Annotated in this window: 17 protein-coding genes; 16 read left to right on the top strand and 1 reads right to left on the bottom strand. The window is 30.0% G+C overall.

Going from position 1 to position 21,331, the window contains the following annotated elements; translation table 11 throughout:
• Both B5X49_RS05105 and B5X49_RS05100 read left to right on the top strand, forming a co-directional pair.
• On the top strand, positions 1-1,395 hold the full coding sequence (locus tag B5X49_RS05105) for a hypothetical protein (RefSeq protein ID WP_045748805.1): 1,395 nt from the start codon (positions 1-3) through the stop codon (positions 1,393-1,395).
• The gene (locus B5X49_RS05100; RefSeq protein ID WP_045748806.1) at positions 1,392-2,912 is read left to right on the top strand and encodes a glycoside hydrolase family 32 protein; all 1,521 of its coding nucleotides are present in this window, start codon (positions 1,392-1,394) and stop codon (positions 2,910-2,912) included. Before B5X49_RS05105 ends, B5X49_RS05100 begins: the two co-directional genes overlap by 4 nt.
• Positions 2,913-3,021: 109 nt before the next feature.
• Here the strand turns inward: B5X49_RS05100 and B5X49_RS05095 are convergent, their stop codons facing one another.
• The gene (locus tag B5X49_RS05095) at positions 3,022-3,195 is read right to left on the bottom strand and encodes an IS3 family transposase (protein WP_045749967.1); all 174 of its coding nucleotides are present in this window, start codon (positions 3,193-3,195) and stop codon (positions 3,022-3,024) included.
• A 116-nt stretch (positions 3,196-3,311) separates the two neighbouring features.
• On the opposite strand from B5X49_RS05095, the gene B5X49_RS05090 reads away from it, so the two are divergent.
• The 14 genes from B5X49_RS05090 (at position 3,312) to B5X49_RS05020 (ending at position 21,261) form a co-directional block, all read left to right on the top strand.
• Positions 3,312-3,617 (top strand): hypothetical protein, encoded by a 306-nt coding sequence (locus B5X49_RS05090; RefSeq protein ID WP_079560713.1) that lies wholly within the window; start codon positions 3,312-3,314, stop codon positions 3,615-3,617.
• Positions 3,618-3,635: 18 nt separating this feature from the next.
• Positions 3,636-3,839: a hypothetical protein gene (locus tag B5X49_RS05085; RefSeq protein WP_045748808.1), complete on the top strand. Its 204-nt coding sequence runs from the start codon at positions 3,636-3,638 to the stop codon at positions 3,837-3,839.
• A 135-nt stretch (positions 3,840-3,974) separates the two neighbouring features.
• A complete protein-coding gene (locus B5X49_RS05080; protein ID WP_045748809.1) occupies positions 3,975-4,367 on the top strand; it encodes a helix-turn-helix domain-containing protein in 393 nt (130 codons plus the stop codon).
• Positions 4,292-5,212 (top strand): IS3 family transposase, encoded by a 921-nt coding sequence (locus B5X49_RS05075; protein WP_115734951.1) that lies wholly within the window; start codon positions 4,292-4,294, stop codon positions 5,210-5,212. The genes B5X49_RS05080 and B5X49_RS05075 overlap by 76 nt, the downstream gene beginning before the upstream one ends.
• 479 nt (positions 5,213-5,691) lie before the next feature.
• Positions 5,692-7,710: a DNA methyltransferase gene (locus B5X49_RS05070; protein WP_052669875.1), complete on the top strand. Its 2,019-nt coding sequence runs from the start codon at positions 5,692-5,694 to the stop codon at positions 7,708-7,710.
• A 2-nt stretch (positions 7,711-7,712) separates the two neighbouring features.
• On the top strand, positions 7,713-10,337 hold the full coding sequence (locus tag B5X49_RS05065) for a DEAD/DEAH box helicase family protein (protein ID WP_045748811.1): 2,625 nt from the start codon (positions 7,713-7,715) through the stop codon (positions 10,335-10,337).
• Positions 10,338-10,359: 22 nt separating this feature from the next.
• Complete coding sequence (locus B5X49_RS05060) at positions 10,360-11,421, top strand: DNA cytosine methyltransferase (protein ID WP_045748812.1); 1,062 nt, start codon at positions 10,360-10,362, stop codon at positions 11,419-11,421.
• The gene (locus B5X49_RS05055) at positions 11,421-13,385 is read left to right on the top strand and encodes a Shedu anti-phage system protein SduA domain-containing protein (protein WP_052669877.1); all 1,965 of its coding nucleotides are present in this window, start codon (positions 11,421-11,423) and stop codon (positions 13,383-13,385) included. Before B5X49_RS05060 ends, B5X49_RS05055 begins: the two co-directional genes overlap by 1 nt.
• A gap of 183 nt (positions 13,386-13,568) precedes the next feature.
• Positions 13,569-14,018 (top strand): hypothetical protein, encoded by a 450-nt coding sequence (locus B5X49_RS05050; RefSeq protein ID WP_045748814.1) that lies wholly within the window; start codon positions 13,569-13,571, stop codon positions 14,016-14,018.
• A gap of 657 nt (positions 14,019-14,675) precedes the next feature.
• Positions 14,676-16,547: a DUF2075 domain-containing protein gene (locus tag B5X49_RS05045; protein ID WP_045748815.1), complete on the top strand. Its 1,872-nt coding sequence runs from the start codon at positions 14,676-14,678 to the stop codon at positions 16,545-16,547.
• A gap of 1,047 nt (positions 16,548-17,594) precedes the next feature.
• Positions 17,595-18,665 (top strand): ABC transporter substrate-binding protein, encoded by a 1,071-nt coding sequence (locus B5X49_RS05035; RefSeq protein WP_045748817.1) that lies wholly within the window; start codon positions 17,595-17,597, stop codon positions 18,663-18,665.
• Positions 18,666-18,717: 52 nt separating this feature from the next.
• Positions 18,718-19,677 (top strand): FecCD family ABC transporter permease, encoded by a 960-nt coding sequence (locus B5X49_RS05030; RefSeq protein WP_159444492.1) that lies wholly within the window; start codon positions 18,718-18,720, stop codon positions 19,675-19,677.
• On the top strand, positions 19,664-20,434 hold the full coding sequence (locus B5X49_RS05025) for an ABC transporter ATP-binding protein (protein WP_045748819.1): 771 nt from the start codon (positions 19,664-19,666) through the stop codon (positions 20,432-20,434). The genes B5X49_RS05030 and B5X49_RS05025 overlap by 14 nt, the downstream gene beginning before the upstream one ends.
• Positions 20,431-21,261: an HAD-IIB family hydrolase gene (locus tag B5X49_RS05020; RefSeq protein WP_045748820.1), complete on the top strand. Its 831-nt coding sequence runs from the start codon at positions 20,431-20,433 to the stop codon at positions 21,259-21,261. Before B5X49_RS05025 ends, B5X49_RS05020 begins: the two co-directional genes overlap by 4 nt.
• The last annotated feature ends 70 nt before the right edge of the window (positions 21,262-21,331 follow it).

Genomic DNA, 21,331 nt, shown 5'->3' with positions numbered 1-21,331 from the left:
ATGCAAAAAATCTTATTTTTTGATGATAATAGTTTAAGTATTAAAAAGAATTTTAAAAGAAAAGTAAAAAAGTTTAAGTTAATATCTAAAACACCTTATATTGATCCATCTAGTGAAGTTGTCAGCTTATCTTGGGCTTATCCTTCTGTTTTTTATATTAAAAAATTAAAAAAATATGTCGTATATTACCAAGGTTGGAGTGTTAATTATCAAAAGATGAATCATAACCTCCCTTTAATGGCAATGAGTGATGATGGCATCAATTTTTATGCGGTAGCAAGCGAATCATATTTCTCTTATCCTAACAAAATACTATTTAATCAAACATTACCTCAAGATTTAGATGACTTAAAATACAGTGAAAGTCAGTTTTTTGAACTAAAAAACGCATTCAAAGATTTTAAGTACATCTGTTTAGCTTTATATAAAAATAAGCACAATGAGCATATTGCTAAAACTTTTATTTCAGATGATGGACTAATTTTTAGATTAGATCCCAATTTAGTTTGGCATGAAGGGGTTGATGCACCAGATTATGCAATGTCTATTATCTATCATAAAAAATATAAGAAATATGCGATCTATAAAAGACCAGCACATACCGATAGAAGGATTGGTCTATCTTTTACAAAAGATTTTAAAAATTATACAAAACCATTGGTTGTTTTATCTACTGATGGATTAGACCAAGGACTTTCTGACATGTATAGTACTTACATGATGGAAAGTGAAGGTTTTGGCTATATTGGGTTTATTTCGGTTTATAACACACCGAACTCACTCGGTACATCAAGTTTACCTGGACATAAATTTAAAGGTGGTAATGTCGTACTACAACTTGCCTACAGTGAAGATGGTATCATTTTTAAAAGATCTTTAAGAGATGATTTATTGCCTAAAGAATCAAACATGATGTGTGGCTATTTATCCTATAAGATATCCTTAAAAGATGAAGACAGATACTATATCTCAGGAACTGATGAACCTCATGGTTATACGACACCTGGACATGGTAAAATTAGTGTCTTTTCGATGAGAAAAGACGGATTTATGAGTCTTGATACGAATAAGAATGGCTTGATCATCACTAAGCCTTTACTATATGAAGGTGGAGATCTTAAAGTTAATCTAAAAGCGGATTATGCATTCTTTAGTATTAAAGATGCATATGGTAAATTAATTCAAGGCTATAACTTTAAAGATTCAGTAAGGTTTAGTGGGGATGATGCATCACATGTTATTAAATTTAAGAGTAAAAAAATAAATGAGTTAAAAGGGCAAGTCTTAACACTTGCAGTTAGGTTAAGTAAGGGTAGTCTTTATAGTATTCAAGGAAACTTTAAAGTATTAACACCTCATGAAGCCGTTGATCAATTAAAAAAAGGTGATTTATGACAACTAAACAAAGAATTTTAGCATTTGAAGAACAAAAGAATATTTTATTAAATGATCCTTATCGTCCACTATATCATTTAGCTTTATTAAATCAGTATGGTTTACCAGGAGACCCTAATGGTGGGTTTTATGCAAATGGTAGATATCATATGATGTTTTTATATGAAGACATTGAGGTTGGATATAAATGGGCACATCTAAGTACAACTGATTTACTTCATTGGCGTCATCATAAAGATGCTATTGGACCAACAAAACATACCGGTGGCTGTTTTTCAGGTGGTGGCTTTGTTGAAAATGATAAAGCATATTTAACTTACTGGCAGTTACCAATAGGTTATAGTAACCACACTTCATTAAAAGGCACAGGTATTGGTATTGCTGAAGCATCCGGCCCAGTATTTGAAGACTTTGTTAAAAGAGATGATTTAATCATTGAAAGTGATGAATTTGGGTATATTGATTTTAAAAATGATCAAGGTGATTTGACAGAATCGATTGGTGCATCTGACCCAAGTAATATTTGGAAGCATAATGGTAAATACTATATTTTAACAGGTAATCTTCAAGTACTTGATAAGCATGGAAGAAACCCTGATTCCAAAGAAGAATATAAAGGGGATTTTGCTAGTTTATTTGAATCACACGATTTAATTCATTGGACATATAAACATAGATTTTACCAACGGGATCAAACAAATCAGTTTACCGAAGTATCAGAAGATAGTATGTGTGCATCTTTCTTACCACTGCCTAGTACTAGACTAGGTGGTAAACTATCTGATAAACATCTTTTACTATTCATTTCTCATAATTTTGGTTGTCAGTACTATGTTGGAACATATAAAGATGATCATTTTTATCCTGAACTTCATGGTAGACTCTCATCATATAATAGAGAGTTCTTTGCACCAGAGGCAATAATGGATCAAAATAATCGACAAATCTTCATGGCTTGGCTTGGTCTTAATTTAGAAACTGAAATAGAAAAAGGTTGGTCTGGTGTTTACAGTATTCCAAGAACTGTTTGGTACGAAAACGATGAATTTAAAATGGCACCGATTGATGAAATAAAGAGATTAAGATACCAGGCAACATCATTTAATAATGTATTAATTGATAAAGAAGGATTTAGACCAAAGATTAATTTAGATGCTGTTGAAATAGAATTTAACTTAATGAAAAACCTAAAAGTTATCTTATATAACAAAAAAGATGAAACTCAATATACATCTTTATATATAGATTACGATAAAGAAGAACTCATTATTGATTCTACTCATAGTAATTCTAAAGGTATCAAAAAAATAGATTTTATTCAGATTAAGACGGTTTCAATTTTTAAATCAAGATTATTTATCGATAAAGGCATTCTTGAATTATTTATTGGTGATAAATATGCAATAATGAAGAGACTTTATCTTGATTACGAGTCAGCAATAAAGTTTGAAAGCACTAGAGAAATCAAAATGAATAAGATAGTTGTTCATGATTTAATGCCAACTAATCCATTTTAATCATCACCTATCTATACCTCCTAAAAGTAAACACTGTATAGTATTGAAATGCAGCTTTATAAATAGGAGGTATTTTTTATGTTATTTTATGGAAGTTTACACATAATTTTCAATTGTCTTGCATTCTAAATGATCCAGTTGTATCTGATTCTTTAATCCACTTATAAATCGTAGGTGTTGCTACATCGTATTCCCTTGATAACTTTGAAACTTGTTTCCCGCTTTTATAAAGAGCTACAATTTGCTTCTTAAAATCATCGGTATACCTTGTTCCTTTAGACATTTAAAACCACTCGCTTTCTTGTTAGTTTGATTTTAACATGTCTATTCTAATTCTGTCTAACCTATTGTATCCTATCCAAATTATATACTGAAATATCATATGATATATTAAAAGATATGTTTATTGATCTTAATAAAGTATATGAATCAATAAAATATTATATAAAACACAGACGTAACAAAAATACCGCACATAATTCGATTGAGTACTACGTGAATTTTGATAATAACAAAGGTTATACAGCACAATTTAATGATAGAAATATAACACTTGAAAAAATTAGATTATTTACTATAGATTTGATAAATCTCATTAATCAAATAGGTGCATATGTGAGAGAAATCTTAAAAGATATTAAATATATTAAGGTGGACTCCACTATTAATCAAGACACACTAAAGTATACAAGACTATATCCATGATGTAATGTAAGAGACTATTTGAATATCATAAAAGATGACGATAAAGTATTTGAAGTATTTTTTTATGATTCTATACTTGAAGGAAAAAAGATTCATAAAGAAAATGTTAACGACGATGAAATTATTGAATTAGTTCATCAAGTACAATATTATGATCCTAAACTATCAATAAATAAGTACTTAATTAAGATTATACTAAGGGATAAAGATAAATATGATTAACTATTCTAATTATATAAATGCTTCACTGTACAAAAAAAGAAGGACGAAATATTGAAAAAGTAAGATGTTAGTAGACACTAAAAAAACTACTAACATCTTTTTTTGTATAGAATAATAAATAAAGGAGTGATTTAAATGGGAAGACCTAAAGGAGTTTTAAATAAAGCGCCATCAAGATATTGGAGCAAAGAAGCAAAATATGAGTACGTCCAACTCATTCTTACAGGACAATATAGCACCGAAGAATTAGGGAAGATAAATAATGTATCATCCGGTATGATAAGTACGTGGGTCAAGAGATTCAAAGAAGGCGGAATTGAAGCATTAGAAAATAAGCGTAAACCAGGCAATCCACTTTCTAAGTATATGAATAAAAAGGAGTTAACACCTCTTGAAGCCTTACAGTATGAAAATATGAAACTAAGAATTGAAAATGAACGCCTAAAAAAAGGATATACTACAGAGGAGGTGAAGGCTTATCAGGCAAAAAGAAAATCCAAGCAGAATACCAAATCATCAAAGACTTAAGTTTTGAACATAATATTGAATCATTATGTAGTTATATGGAAGTATCAAGATCTGGCTACTATAAATGGTTAAAAAGAAAAGATAGTTTAAACCAATATGAAGAAAAAAGAATATGGTTAAAGGATCAAATTCTTGATACTTATGTAAAACATAAAGTATGGGGATATAAAAATAGAGCCCAAGTCATTCGAAATGCAACAGGCGTGTACTTCTCAGACCTTTTATGTCACTTAATGTGTAAAGAGTTAGGTATTAAATCAAAAGCGAGACGTAAGCAATTAAGTGCCGGTAGTGAACACGAAGAATACCCGAATCAATTAGATACATTTAAAACAAAAAGACCCTTTGAAAAGGTCTGTACAGATACAACAATTCTTACACATAAAACAGGAAAATACGATTGGAATATCTATATTGATTTATATGATCACGCCATGATATCTTACGATTTAACCAAGTCACGCCATGGAGCAGATCCAGGAAATCATCATAGAGTAGCTAAAAGATTTTTAGAAGAAAAAGAAAAAAGAGGATATACAAACCTTGAGACGATTGTCCATTCTGATCAAGGAGTTATATATACCTCTAGAGCCTTCAACTCTATCTTCAATGATACCATAATTAGATCCATGTCGCGTATAGCAACTCCTACAGATAATCCAATTATAGAAGCACTTAATGGATGGATTAAGGATGAATTAAAATATGATTATGACTTTTTTCACTGTGAGAATCCAAAGAAAGTGATAAAACAATTTGTTGATTATTTTAACAATCACCGATTAGCTTATTCACTTAAATATAAAACCCCAACTCAGTTTAGAACTGAATCAGGGTTTAATTAATTTAATCTATCTACTAACTCTTGACTATTACAAAATTTTCTTCTTTTTTTGTAATATACACTTACATATCTATCAATTAAATAAAAGACATTTTAAAAACAATTGAATTCAAATCTAATAAAGAGTAATAACTACTCAAATCAAAATCCGACGTCTGATTAATTATAGGGGTATATATAGAATAATCTTTATTAATTAAAAGCATATCAATATCTAAATAAATCATAGTCATCTTAATATCTGAATGACCTAACATCTATAGGAACAAAGAACGAATTAAGAACCAAGAATTGATTAATGAACCAATTAAAAACTAGTATGGGTACTTTATAACTGCGATGGAAAGTGCTAGAAAAGAATTTTCCGAGAGAATAACAAGGGATAACTTTTAGTAATAGGTTTAATTTAAGAGTAAAAAATGATAAAATAGTTAAATGATAGCAAATGTGGTTGATACATAATTTGAAGAGGGGTATAGAATGAATAATTTATTAACTATTTTAGAAACAATATTATTTTCTGATGTGAAATATTTGGATGATAACGGAAGATTGTTGAAGGGGAAGCTTCAAGAAGATGCAATTAATCTTAATCCGGATTTGATTAGATTACTATTGTCAAATGATATTATCGTCAAGACTTTTTTCGTGAAAGTTGACAATGCTCTAATTTTTAATAGTTTGAAATTCTCGTGGGTAATTTCTAATCGTGAATTTCTTCCAGATAGTTATACTAGATTTAAAAACAGAATTGGATTAACTGATAAAAATAATAACTACTTATCTAATATCAACGATGTTGTATTGACGTTTCCATACAAAGATAATTTACTCGTAGGTGGTCAATCTAGTGAAGATGAGAAACGTAATGAGGTTTTTATCAACGAAACATTAATGCAGAATGATATTGATGTTCTTCTTGAACCAAAGGTTTTTACTAATGTCAACGAATATTATTCAAAGAAATCTAGTATTTTCGAAAAAAATATAATGCTAAAAGGGAATAATCTAATTGCTGTTTCAAGTTTATTAAAAACACATAAAAATTCCATTAAGTTCATTTACTTAGATCCACCATACAATACTGAAGGAGCAGCTAATACATTCTCATATAATAATAGTTTTAACCACTCAACATGGTTAGTCTTCATGAAAAATAGACTTGAAATTGCATATAAGTTACTAACTGATGATGGTGTCATTGCAATCGCAATAGATGATTTTGAATATGCACATCTAAAGGTTTTGTGTGATGAATTATTTACTCGTGAAAATTATGTAGGTACGATTATTGTCCAAAGTAATCCTCGAGGTAGAACAATAAATTCCAATTTTGCTACTTGCCATGAATATTGCCTTTATTATGCTAAAGATATAACTAAAGTTAATATCAACAACCTTGATTTAACAACAGAACAAGAAAATCTTTTTAACAATTCGGATCAATCTGGTAACTATCGATATTTACCATTTAGAAGAAGTGGCGGTACATCAACTCCTGAAGAAAGACCTAATTCTGAATTTACACTTTACTACTCAAAATCCGAAAATAACATTATTGCAATTGGAGGAAATAGAAAAGGTGGAATCGAATATGTCTATGAGCCGATGGAAATATTACAGTTGAACGAGGATGGTGAAATAGTAGAATTAAATCCAGAGTCATTCAATAATAATCCTGATATAGTCCCAATTTTACCAATTGATGTTAATGGAAGAAGAAGGGTTTGGAGATGGTCTGACAGGCTCAAAATATTAACAGCTGCACGTAATGGAGATTTCAAAGTACAAGCTGATGGACGTGGATATTATGTGCAATTGAAAGATAGAATTAAATCAGGGCGTAAACCAAAAACTATCTGGGATGATTCTAGATATGATGCTTCATCAAGTGGAACAATACTTTTAAAAAAAATGTTCGATGGGGAAAAACCATTTAGTTATCCTAAATCAATTTACACCATGATAGACACTTTAAAAATAATAACAAATGATGATGATATTATTTTGGATTTTTTTGGTGGATCAGGCACAACTGCTCATGCAGTATTAGAACTTAATAAGCTTGATGGTGGAAATAGAAGATTCATAATTGTTGAGCAAATGAACTATTTTGACACAGTTACTGTTCCTCGTGTGAGAAAAGTTTATGAACAACTGATTTCAGAAAAAGCTGAAGTAAATCCACTTTTAGTGATGGAACTAAAAAAATTGAATGGTTTTTATCTTGATAAAATTAATGAAAGCGATGATTCATCACTTGAACTTTTATTTAATGATATCATAAAGAATCCGTTTATTATTTCTAAACCTAATTCATCAGATGTTTCTATTAAAGACGACTTTACTAAAATGTCATTTTCAGACCAAAGGAAGTTACTCGTAGAAATACTCGATAAAAATATGCTATATGTTAATTATTCTGACATTGATGATGAAGAAATGAAAGTATCTAGTGTAGAAAAAAAATATACACGCAACTTTTATGGGGAAAAGTAAATATGAGTCAATATTTATTTGAAAAAATTAATTCAGCAATTGAAGTACTAGGTGAAGCAAAAACAGTACCAAATTACATATTAAATGGTATTTCTAGTAATATTAAATTACGAGATTATCAAAAACAGGCCTTGATTAACTACTTGACATTTGCAGAAAGCGGACTTTCAAAAAATAAGCAAAAATGGGCGTTGTTTCATATGGCAACAGGATCCGGTAAAACAGTCATTATGGCTTCCCTGATTCTTTATTACTTCGAGAAAGGATATCGTAACTTTCTGTTTTTCGTTAGAAATATTAATATTATAGATAAAACAATTGAAAATCTTACAAATACATTATCAAACAAATATTTATTTAATTCACCATTGGAAATAAATGGTATTATCGTCAATATTAAAAAAGTAGATAATTTTCAACATTCACATCCTGATTCAATAAACATTTGTTTTACATCAAATGCCGGTCTTCAGAATTCATTGTCTTTATTACCACAAGAAAATTCACTTTCAATTAATGACTTTGAAGATAACAAAGTGGTTTTAATTGCTGATGAATCTCACCATTTAAATGCCAGCACCAAAAATGGTCAGTTTCTATTTGAGGATGAGGAAGATAGATCTTGGGAATTTACCGTAATGAAAGCCTTTAGAGCCAACAAGGATAATGTGCTATTAGAGTTTACTGCAACCTGTGATTTAAGAAATCCTTTTGTTGAGAGTAAGTACAAAGATGTTGTGGTATTTGATTATCCACTTTCTAAATTTAGAGAAGACAAGTATTCTAAAGATATAATGTCGCTCCCATCTACTGATGATTTAATCACAAGAACCCTGATAGCGTTAATTATTAGTCAATATAGATACAAGTTATTTCAAGAAAATAAACATAATATAAAACCTGTTGTAATGCTAAAATCAAAAAGCATAAAGGAAAGTATTCAATTCTACGAAGAATATATCAAATTTATAACAAATGAGATATCAGTTTCGAGTTTAGAACTGGTTCGAGACTCAAATACAGATGTTGATATCATAAGACAAGCATTCGAATATTTTGCTTTGAAAAAAATCTCTTTAACCACCTTAGTCAATGAAATAAAACTAGATTTTTCTGAAGAGCACTGCATAACACTTAATTCAGCAAAAAATAAGATTTCAAAAGATGATGCTATTCTTTTAAATTCTTTAGAAGATGTAAACAATCCATACAGACTCATATTTGTCGTTGACATGCTAAATGAAGGATGGGACGTATTGAACTTATTTGATATTGTCAGATTATATAATGAACGACAAGGTGCTCATGGAAAAAGTGAGAAGGTATCCAAATATACGATAAGTGAAGCTCAACTGATTGGAAGAGGCGCACGTTATTTTCCGTTTAAAACAGAAGAATGGCAAGTTAAAGAAAAGAGAAAATTTGACAACAAGATAGATAATCCATTGAGAGTTTGTGAATTACTCATATATCATTGTATGACAGATAGTAAATATATTAATGAAATTAGAACAGCATTAAAGGAAATTGGATTAATTGCACCAACAGAACCCACGAAAATTGATTTAAAACTTAAGGAATCTTTTAAAAATGATAATTACTATAGAAGGGGTTTTGTTTTCTCTAACAAGAGAATTGAAAAATCACGAGAAGCAATACGTGAATTACCAAATAAATTAAGATTTTTACCAATTGAGTATAATGTTAATCATCATGCGAGTGGTTGGATTAACCTTTTTGGTAATGAATCAATAAAAACCATACAGTCTACTTCGAAAACATATCTTGTGAATGAAATTGATGAAAATATACTTTTTAAAGGTATTAGACAGTTTCCCCTCCTTAGATTTAGCTACTTAACAAGCAAATTCCCAAATGTCAAATCAACTAGAGAATTTTTACTTAACAAGAACTATTTGGGATTAATGAAAGTAAAATTTAACTTCCCATTAGGATATGAACTTACAAGTAAAGATTTATATTTAGGAATTACCAAGTTACTAGAGCATGTTTCAGATTTTATTTCAAAGATTGAAATTCAGTATGAGGGGTCTTTAGAATTCCATGCAGAACCTTTGCAAAAAATTATTAAGGACACAACTATATACAAGGAATTACCAAATGTTCCTAATGGCGGTGAAGGCTTTTCACAAAATCATATGTCTGTTCCGGATAAATATCGACTTGATTTATCAAAGTCTGATTGGTTTGTTTTTAATGATAATTTTGGAACAAGTGAAGAGAAGAGTTTTGTTAAGTATATGAGTAATATTATTAATGACTTCCATAAAAAATACGAAAAAGTATTCTTAATAAGAAATGAGCAACAACTTGCAATATATTCTTTTAATACAGGTGAAAGATTTGAGCCAGATTATCTTTTAGTACTTGGTGAGAACACTAATAGTGGTATGGTTTTCTACCAAATATTCGTTGAACCAAAAGGAGATCATTTATTACTGCAAGATGAATGGAAAGAAAATTTTCTTAGAGAAATATACAGCAAAAATATAGAACACTATGTTTTTTTAGATAATAGTAGATACAAAATCTGGGGATTACCTTTTTATAACGAGAATAATACACTTCAGCAATTTGAAGAAGCCTTAAAAAGTATTACAAACTAGATTGATAGAAAGAAGGATAACTATGGCAAAGGTTATTGATTTTAATAAAATTGAAGCAGTTGACTTATTCTGTGGAGTTGGTGGATTAACCCACGGTATTGAGAAAACGGGTATTAATGTATTGGCTGGAATCGATATAGATCCGACGTGTAAATATGCGTACGAAACAAACAATAATGCCAAATTTATTCTTTCGGATATTGCTGAATATAATAGTTCTGATTTATTAAAGTTATATACGAATGAATCTGTTCGATTGCTGATGGGATGTGCTCCATGTCAACCTTTTTCTAAACTGCAGAAAAACAATATAGACAAAAATATCGACTCAAAATGGGGTCTACTTTATTCGTTTTTAAACCATATTAAATCAACAAATCCGCACATTATATCAATGGAAAATGTTCCAGAACTAGAAAAAGAACAAGTCTTTTTAGATTTTAAGAATCAAATAATAGCGTTAGGCTATAAAGTCGACTATAAGGTTGTAGATTCATCAGAATATGGCGTCCCACAGCGAAGAAAAAGACTCTTATTTTTGGCGTCAATATTTGGGAGTATAGAATTACTTGAACCAAAACGCAAGGATAATAAGATTACCTTGCGAGATGCCATATCTAATCTCCCACCGATTAAAGCTGGCGAATCATGTGAGATAGACCCATTACACAAAGCTTCTTCACTAAGTAGTATTAATCTTAGAAGAATCCAAAATTCTGTACCTGGTGGTACTTGGAAAGACTGGCCAGAAGATTTACTCTTAGAGTGTTATAAGAAGAAAAGTGGACAATCTTTTACCTCAGTATATGGAAGAATGACATGGGATGATGTTAGTCCAACACTAACAACTCAATTTAATAGATATGGTACTGGAAGATATGGGCATCCTGAGCAAGATAGAGCCTTATCCCTTAGAGAAGGAGCTATACTTCAATCCTTTCCAAGAGATTATCAATTTGTTCAAAACAGCGATTATGTTATAGGTGATATTGCTAGACAAATTGGAAATGCGGTTCCAGTAAAACTGGGAGAAGTAATCGGATTGAGTGTTTTGCGACATATTCGATCATTGGAGGTAGTATGATGGATAAAGTTAAATTTCAAATTGCTCTAGGAGCAGTGAAACATTTTGGTAAAAATCTATATACATCAAATCCTCCAGCAATATCTGAACTTATAGCTAATTCATGGGATGCATATGCAAAAAAGTGTCAAATATTAATTAATGATAACACCATGTATCTGATGGATGATGGAATAGGGATGACAGATGAAGAATTAACAGAAAGATATGCAAAATCTGGATTTGAAAAAAATGAAAATGTGCGAAGACCGAAAGATATGAAGTTAAGACCTTTTATGGGGAAAAAAGGTATTGGTAAATTTTCTGCTTTTAGTTTAACAGATGAATATACAATTATAACTAAAAGCGAGTTTGATAAACAATGGAAAAAAATTACTCTGGCTTATGATATTTTGTATTCTGATAGAGTTGAGTATGAGGCGGATGTTGAGTTAATTGATGATCCTTCTTTGTGTTTATTTCAAACCATTCCGCCATTGGATGTACCAAAAACAAGCGGTACGATTATTATATTACCCAATTTGAAAAGACACATTAACAAAAATACTCAAAAATCACTTCAAGATTTACTCGCAAAAAGATTCTCATCAAGCTACTTTGATGGGCAATATGATTTTAAACTTTTCTTCAACTATGGTGAAATAACTGAGATTAAACTTAGAGAACATTTTTTTTACTCCAAAGTAGAGTATGTTTATTATTTTAATAAATCAAAAACTGATATAAAAGCTATGTTTCCATCAATCAAAGATGAGAATATAGTAGATAAGAGCAACGATTATTTTAAAAAACATGCAAGTGGTTGGATGGGTACTGTAGAAAAACCCACAGACTTAAAAACTGAAGATGAGACCACCGTTGCAGGAGTCTCAGTATATATTAATGGTAAAATTGCTGATGAAAACATTTTCAAACACCATGTTGATGGAAGAATTCCTAACGCATATTTAGTTGGAGAAATTGACCTAATATCTATCGATACTAAAGATGATCCTGTACTAAGTAGTAGAGAAGGATTGAACCATGAGCTTGAAGGAGTGAAAATACTTAAAGAAAATCTATCGAAAATTAGAAACGAAATTCTTGATAAGTGGAATACAATGAGATCAAGTCGAGATATAAGCAAACAAGACTATTTATCAAGAATGATGACCAATCCAATTTATAAAAATGCTTATGACAACTATAATGATAAAGAAAAATCTGCTTTTAAAAGATTAGCTCAAAAAGTATTTGATAAGCCTTCTGAAAAAGATGAAGATGATATTAAAGTTTTAACTCCAGCAATAATGCAAATAATCAACGATAAAGCCTTGAATAATGCTGCCATAGATTTGGGTATTTCTGAACAAGAAATTTTGGAATTGTTTGCGAAATTGTTCAATGTTGCTGAATTGAATCATGCTTTAAGAATAAGATCAAATGTAATGAATCGTTTAAATATCATACGTGAACTAGAGAAACACATCGCTAACGAAGAAGTAGAGAAAGTGTTTGAAATGCACTTAGCTAGTAATCCTTGGTTGATAAATCCATCATGGGAAATTAAAGGAACAAAAGTCTCTTCACAAGACAAATGGAAATATCTAGGTATAGATAACAGTGAAACGACAATATACACTGATTTAGTTGTGGAGACAGCACAAGATAGATTTCCAATTATAGTTGAGATAAAACGGTCAAAGAAAACTGCATATTCATGTCCAAATGTGAATGAAATTCGTGAACAATTAAATAAATATCGTGTGTATTTAAGTGATGAAATCAATAAAGTTGAAGGGTTGAATACTGACTTGTACACTTATCGTGCAATATTTATCTGTGGTAAATCTGAAAAAGCGAAACTTAAAACTTCTGATTTTAAGCAACTTCAAAGCGACAAAATCGAATTATTTACTTATGATGATTTACTCGTTCAAGCCAAAACAACGTATAGCATATTTGATGCAGAAGATTATTTATAGTAAAATTGCTATATTAAAAAAATCTTAGTTTGATAATAGGTGTGAATGGCAACGTTAATATGCCCTTTGTAGGACACCATATCCCCTTTATATACCTTTTGTAGGACAAAATAGGATTATGCCAATCACACGATAAAAAGCACAATGAACGGCAATAGAAAATACAATAGATTTGGTGAATAGATGAAAGAAAAATTAGCAAGGTTCGGTGTTGATTATGCATCGAAAATACTAGGATTATCAGAAATTGAAGTACACTTTAAACCGCAAAAATTCTTTAAATGTAATCAAACAAATGCTTCATTTCTATCTGATGGTTATTACATTGTAATTAGTACTGACTGGCTAGAAACCGCTAACGAGCTCGATATTTTGAAGTGTAGTTTTCACGAAACACGACACGCATATCAAAGAGCTTGTATAGATTATCCTGAAATTATTTATCATGACCCCAAGGTTGTTGAAATATGGCATAAAGATTTTGAAGACTATAAAAGACCGGGACATGATCATTATCTTAATCAAGAAATTGAAAAAGATGCAATTGCTTTTAGCGACAGACTAATAGAAGATATTATTGATAGGGCTAATAAGAAGGGTGACAATAATGGCAAATCCATCAATGGGTTTTGATTATGTCAAAAAGTGTTTTCAATATTCGATTCTTGAAAACTATAATCAAGAGATTAGTGATGAATTTATACTTCAGAGAGAATGGTATCGGAAAGAAGTTTTAAAGAGTGTTGAGTTTGGATACAATAGAAACAGATAATATACAGATGGTGCTTACTATCACTTCTCGGAGTGTGGGTGTGAGTTAAATGAGCTTATTCGCTACAGCCATCTGTTTTTTTTATTTATTCCCCCCCTATAAATGTGACAGTAGCTAGGGCAATCAACTTATCTTTACGACTCATATAAATCTTATGAAATAAATGATAAAATTGCAAATAAAAACCAAAATCAACTATTTGAATTTATTCTGATAGTATTTTGATAACATTAATAGGTATTGTTTCCTACCCAGGTAGAGTATGGATTCATTTAATAAGTTAGGTCATCAATTGATATTCTATTTTAAGATTTTATTAAAATAAGTATTATTTAATTAACACGGCCAATTTATACATAAATAAGACATGAAGGATTAAAAATCTGCAAGATGAAATAAAATAGGTATTAAGTTTGCACTTAAGAAGTTGAAATTTCCTTCAAAATTTATATAAATAAATTACAAAATGCTATAATAAGTTAGTGTTGCTTTTCATTTTTATAAGGGGGATCATAAAATTGATAGTATATTCTAATACAATATCCGGATTTAATCATGATGTAGATCAAGGAATAATTGCTGAAAAAGTACATAATGAACTAAACCAAAAAGGTTTTTATAATAGTATTAATGAAATACGATCTTGGGAAAATTCATTATTTTATATGAAAAATGTTTTATATAGCCCAAGTATAAATCAAGATTTGAATATAGCCATAGAATATAATATTCCTAACACTTCTAAAAGAGTGGACTTTTTGATTAGTGGATATACATATACTGAAAACCCTATTGTATTAATTATAGAATTAAAACAATGGGAGAAAGCTGAAAGAACAAGTAGAGAAGATATAGTAACTACATATTTAGGTGGGTCCAATAGAGCAGTTACACACCCTTCATACCAAGCATACTCTTATGCTAAAACGATAAGTAATTTTAATTCATATATTGGTGACAACAACATAGAAATTAAACCTTCAGCTTATTTACATAACTACAAAGAAGAGTATAGAAGCGAGTTAGAAAATGATTTATACACGCCTATTATAAAAAAAGCTCCAATTTTCTTAAAAAAGGATACGATAAAATTAAGAGAATTCATTTCATCAAATGTTAAAAAAAGTGATCAAGGAAAGTTACTTTATGAAATTGATCATGGTAAAATTAGACCTTCAAAAGCCCTACAAGATGCAATTTCATCAATGCTTTCAGGTAATGATGAATTCTATATGATAGATGAGCAAAAAGTGGTTTTTTCTACTGTAAAAACACTTGTAGAAAAAGCTATTATAAATGAAGAAAAATACACAATTTTGGTTGAAGGTGGACCTGGTACAGGTAAAAGTGTTGTAGCTATCAATCTACTTGCTGAATTTAGACATAAAATTGTGAACTATGTAACCAAGAATTCAGCGCCTAGGAGTGTATATTTTGATATATTAAGAAAAGATAAGTATAGTTTGAATTATATTAAGAATCTCTTTAAAGGTTCAGGCTCTTACTTTAACTCATCAAAAAATGAATATGATCTTTTGATTGTAGATGAGGCACATAGATTAAATGAAAAATCTGGGCTATTTGCTAATATGGGTGAAAACCAAATTAAAGAGATAATTAATGCTTCTAAAGTAAGTGTATTTTTTATTGATGAAGATCAAATTGTTACAACAAAAGATTTTGGATCAATTAATGAAATTAAAAAACAAGCTAAAGAATTAGGAAGTATGATTTTTTATGGTGAAGATTATAATTTAACTTCACAATTTAGATGTAATGGTAGTGATGGTTATTTAGCTTTTCTAGATGACCTTTTACAAATCAGAGATACAGCAAACTATGATGGATTCGACGGGGACTATGATATTAAATTGTATACAAGCCCTACTGAAATGAAAGAAGACCTTAAAAAACTTAATGAAATTAATAACAAATCAAGAATAGTCTCTGGATATACATTTGATTGGGTAAGTAAAAGTAATAACGATATAGATGTGTTTGATATTGAATTAAAAGATGATTTTAAAGCAAAATGGAATTTTAGTAATACTCAAACGTGGGCTATAGATAAAGATTCCTTCGATCAGGTAGGTTGTATCCACACCTCCCAAGGATTAGAGTTTGATTATGTAGGTGTAATTATTGGAAAAGATTTAGTATATCGTGATAATAAAGTGATTACGGATTATACTAAAAGAGCAAAAACGGATCAAAGTTTAAAGGGCATAAAGAAAAATAATAACTTTGTTTTAGCGGATAAGATAATAAGAAATACGTATAGAACATTAATGACTAGAGGACAAAAAGGTTGTTATATTTATTGTGAAGATGAGAATCTAAGTAAGTATATAGAGTTTCGACTAAATAAAGTACTCAAAAAAAATAATTGAATTTATGTGTTGTAGTATAACACCATAGTACAAACAAAAAATGATATAAAATTCTAGTAGAAATTTAGGCCCTTTAAAATAGTTGGTGTAAAATCCAAATAGGCCTTTAAAAAAGATGGTGTACTACCACCACCTAATTGAAAGGTGTTTTTTTACACCAACTATTTTAAATACCTATAATAAGATGCTGGAAAGCATCTTTTTTATCATGTGTGTATTAGAAGTAGATGAAAATACTGTTGATTTTGCAAAAGAATGCTTAATCAGAACTGAACTGATACCAAAAACCTGTACTTTGATACAATATAAGTGTATGCAGGAGGGATCACATGAAAGATAAAAAGAAAACAAATAGACTATAGAACGGAGAACTCAAATTAAAGGTCGTTTTAAACATCATTGAAAATGAACTCTCATACAGTCAAGCAGTTCGTAAATATGATATGTATTTATCTTCAGGGAGTCTAATATAAATGGTCAAATGGTTGAACACAGGATGGACAAAGTAATGTTTCAAGAATTTAATGCCCATCCAAAAGGAATCAAAACAACCGACTGTGTGGTTAGAGCAATCAGCACCGCATTTAACAAAGATTACATGGAGTGCAGACGAGAACTGAATCAAAAGAAGCGTGAATAGAATTTCACAAGTTACAAAGACACCGAGTTCTTATACGAGTATTTCGAAGGCAAGCCAAGATTGATATTCAAGGCAATCAAAGGTCAACCAAGAATCAAAGGTTCGGATTTCACTCTGCTTCACCCAACAGGAACATACACTCTTAAGATGTCAGGTCATGTGGCAGTATGTAAAGATTCATTCTTTACAATGATGGTTGAGAGCGGCACTGTTTATAGAGATGAAACGATATCATTCAAATTGAAAAATGGAAAAGAGATTAAAAGCTAAAAATAGTTATACTGTGATAAAAATAAAAAACCAATAGTGAAGCGCATGTTGTGAATATTAGTTAATAATGCTATAATTTTATAAAAGGAATAAAGTTCATCAAGATAATTAAAATATTAAGAAGAGGGGATACTTTTATGGTTTTTAAAAAAATATTTATTTTTATTGCATTTATTACACTGCCGGTATTGCTTACTGCCTGTACTGATGACAACAAAGATGGTATTACAATCACAGACATGGCTGGAATAGAAGTTGTTGTTCCTAAAAATGTAGAAAAAGTTGCTGCTGTTTCACCATCAACAGCAGATTTAATGATTGCCTTTGGTCTTGGAGACAAGATTGATGGAGTATACAAAACAGTAACAGATAATGAATGGGCAACTTTAATTTATCCGGACTCAGTGAATTTTTATAAATATGAGTATGATGAAAGTGCTGAATCATATTTTTCAAGGGGTGTAGATTTAATATTACTTCCTGACCCAACAACAGTTGAATCTCTAAGGAATAGTGGGTTAACAGTTCTAAATATAAGACAGTTTGCATCAGGTACATTTGATGACTATCTGTTTACATTTTCAGAAATATTAAGACAAATATTTCCAGAAGCATCAGATAAAATTGATGAATGGCAAAATAGAATGAATACTGCCATGGATGACATAGCAAGTGTATTAGAAGCACAGTCTAATCAACCTAGTTTATATTATATCTATGGTGATAAGTTAAACGGAAGAGGATCTCATCTTGCATATACAGATATGCCAAACTCTTTTGTGGCATCTCTTTTAAGAAAATTAAATGTTAAATTTGTCTCAGATAATTTTACAAGTAATCGTCCCTCTGAAGAAGAAGTATTAGATACAAATCCAGACATTATTTTAATCGGTGGTATATATCAAAAGTATTTATATAATACCTTAATCAATAATGATACATGGAATAAATTAGATGCTGTTGTCGATGGGAGAGTTTATAACATTCCTGTTGGATTTGCACCGTTTGAACAAAACTCAGTAGAGTCACCTATATTTATCTATGACCTTGCAAATAAAATTTATCCTGAACTATTTGATTATGATATAGCAGCAATTACTAAAGAAACTTTCGAGTATTGGTTCGATATAACACTGACAGATCAACAAATTGAATATTTATTAGACGGATTAAGCCCAATAGGACAATCGTTAGTAACAGTTGGTTAAAATGACAGTTAAAAATAAGACACATATTTACTTCATTGTTAGTTTTATGTTGTTGCTTGTACTCTTTTTATCAGCTGTAATGATTGGAAGATACAGTGTATCTGTTAGTAATTTTTTAAAGATTATTACAGGAAATGATAGTGTACCTGTTATAGATAAAAACATTATTATTAATTTAAGAATTCCAAGAACAATTGTCGCACTTTTAACAGGTATCGCACTTTCTATTTCGGGCTTAGTATATCAAGAGATTTTTAACAATAAGCTGGTCTCTCCAGATTTATTAGGTGTCTCCTCTGGGGCTAGTGTAGGTGCAGCATTTGCTATTGTTTTAGGATATACAGGATTAGTTATTAGTTTATTTTCATTTACATTAGGATTAATTACGATGTTTTTAACACTCATAGTAACAAAAATATTTAAGAGTTCATCCTCTGTGTACTTATTGTTGGCTGGTGTAATTATCGGTGGCTTTATGAGCTCTGCCACAGGACTTTTTAAGTATCTGGCATCATCAGATAGACAACTTTCAGAGATAACATTTTGGTTACTAGGATCTTTTTCCTCAGTTACATATGATAGTGTACTCATACTATTGCCTATAGTATTATTTGGCGTTATTACGCTATTCTTACTAAGATGGAAAATAAATATACTAGCACTTGGTCAAGAAGAAGCAACAAGTGTAGGGATTAACTATAAGGCTTTAAGGTTGGTAGTAATTATCTGTGCTACGCTATTAACTGCCGGAACGGTTGCTATTGCAGGTGTTATTGGATGGATCGGTTTAGTTATTCCTCATATTTCAAGAATTTTGGTAGGTAGAAATACAAAGAGAACCATACCACTAACAATTGTAATTGGTGCTTGTTTCATGATTATAGTAGATGTGATTTCAAGAAGTTTTACGAGTACTGAAATTCCACTAAGTGTTGTAACGGGGTTTTTGGGCACACCTTTGTTTCTAATAATACTTTATACAAAGCGAGGTATTATTAATGAGCGTGATTAAATTTGAAAACGTAACTTTTCAATATTCAAATTCCAGAGAAGTCTTAAAAGACATTAATTTTGAAGTAGAATCAAATTCCACTACCATTTTACTTGGGAAAAATGGTAGTGGTAAATCAACTTTATTAAAATTATTGATGTATTTTGAAAAACCGCAAGAAGGTACAATATTCTTAAACAATAAGTGTGTCAATGAATATTCTATATTGGAACGATCAAAAGAGATTGCTTATGTTAGTCAAGATGTATTTAATCAATTTGATTTTTCAGTAAAAGATTATTTACTTTTTGGTGTAACAAACACCTTATCTATGTTTCAATCACCAAATAAATCGCATGAAAAATTAGTTCAACAATTTGTTGAAAAGTTTGAAATACCCCATTTAATGAATAAGAGCATGGATAAAATTAGTGGTGGTGAAAAACAAATTGTAATGATCTGTAAAGCATTTATTCAAGGATCTAATGTTATTGTATTAGATGAACCATTAAGTGCACTAGATTTTATTAATCAAAATAAAGTCTTGAGATTATTGAAAGATATAAAGAACGAAAATAAGACCATTATTTTTACAACTCATAATCCAAATCACGCACTATATTTAGATGCCAATATATTGATGCTAGATGAACAAAAATTGGTTATCAACGGCAAAGCTAGGGAAGTATTAACAATAGAAAATTTGATAAATATTTATGGAGATATTATTGGTTTTAGTTCAGATCATCCCTATGAAGAGTTTAGTATAAAGCAATGAAGTATAAATTAATCATATCGGATTATGGTGAAACACTGGTACACAGTGGTGATAAAGTAAGTACTCAAAACGTCGAAGCAATTAGAATGTTCCAACAGCATGGTGGGTTATTTTCAATAGCTACAGGTAGAGAATGGCAATCAATAAAAAGAAAAATTCAAAAATCAGATCTAAATTCACTTCAAGAAATACTAATAACGTGTTGTTATGGATCAATGATTATATCTAGCATAAGTGAAAAGATTATATTCGATGCACCTTTAAACCTTGATTTAGTTAAGGATTTGGGGAACTTTTTATTAAAAAACAAGATTGAATACTCACTTGTAACTAAGGATAAAACGCTAATAGAAAAATCTATTGATATCTCAGAATATAAATGGAAAAAACCAAAAGACATATTGTTATTTGATAATTTAGAAGATTTAATTCAACACGTATTGAAAAATAATGAGAGAATATATAAGATTGACATATACTCCTTAAGTATGTCGGAAAAGGTTGCTAAATATATTAATGATAAATACATTGAGATATTTAAATACTACATAAATAAGCAGGGTTTTATGGAAATTGTGAGTTCGGATGCAGGAAAAGAGAAGGCCTACAATTTTATTAGAGATTATTATGAGTTAAAGGACAAAGAGGTCATCGTTGTAGGTGATGCACCAAATGATCTAGGATTGTTTAAATACGCTTTAAATAGGGTTGCAGTTAGTAATGCTATCGGTGTACTATCAGACCAGAGTACATATATAGTCGATAATGAAGGTTATATCGGAATAAGCAGACTGATCAGCAAGATATTGAATGATGTAGTAATCTGAACATATTGTGCGATTCAAAAGATAGTAGAAAAAGTGTAATAGTAATTAAAAAGGTGCTAAAAATCATACA

The sequence above is a fragment of the Acholeplasma oculi genome (assembly GCF_900166985.1).
GTDB lineage: Bacteria > Bacillota_I > Bacilli_A > Acholeplasmatales > Acholeplasmataceae > Acholeplasma > Acholeplasma oculi.
This window is presented reverse-complemented; position numbering and strand designations above follow the sequence as displayed.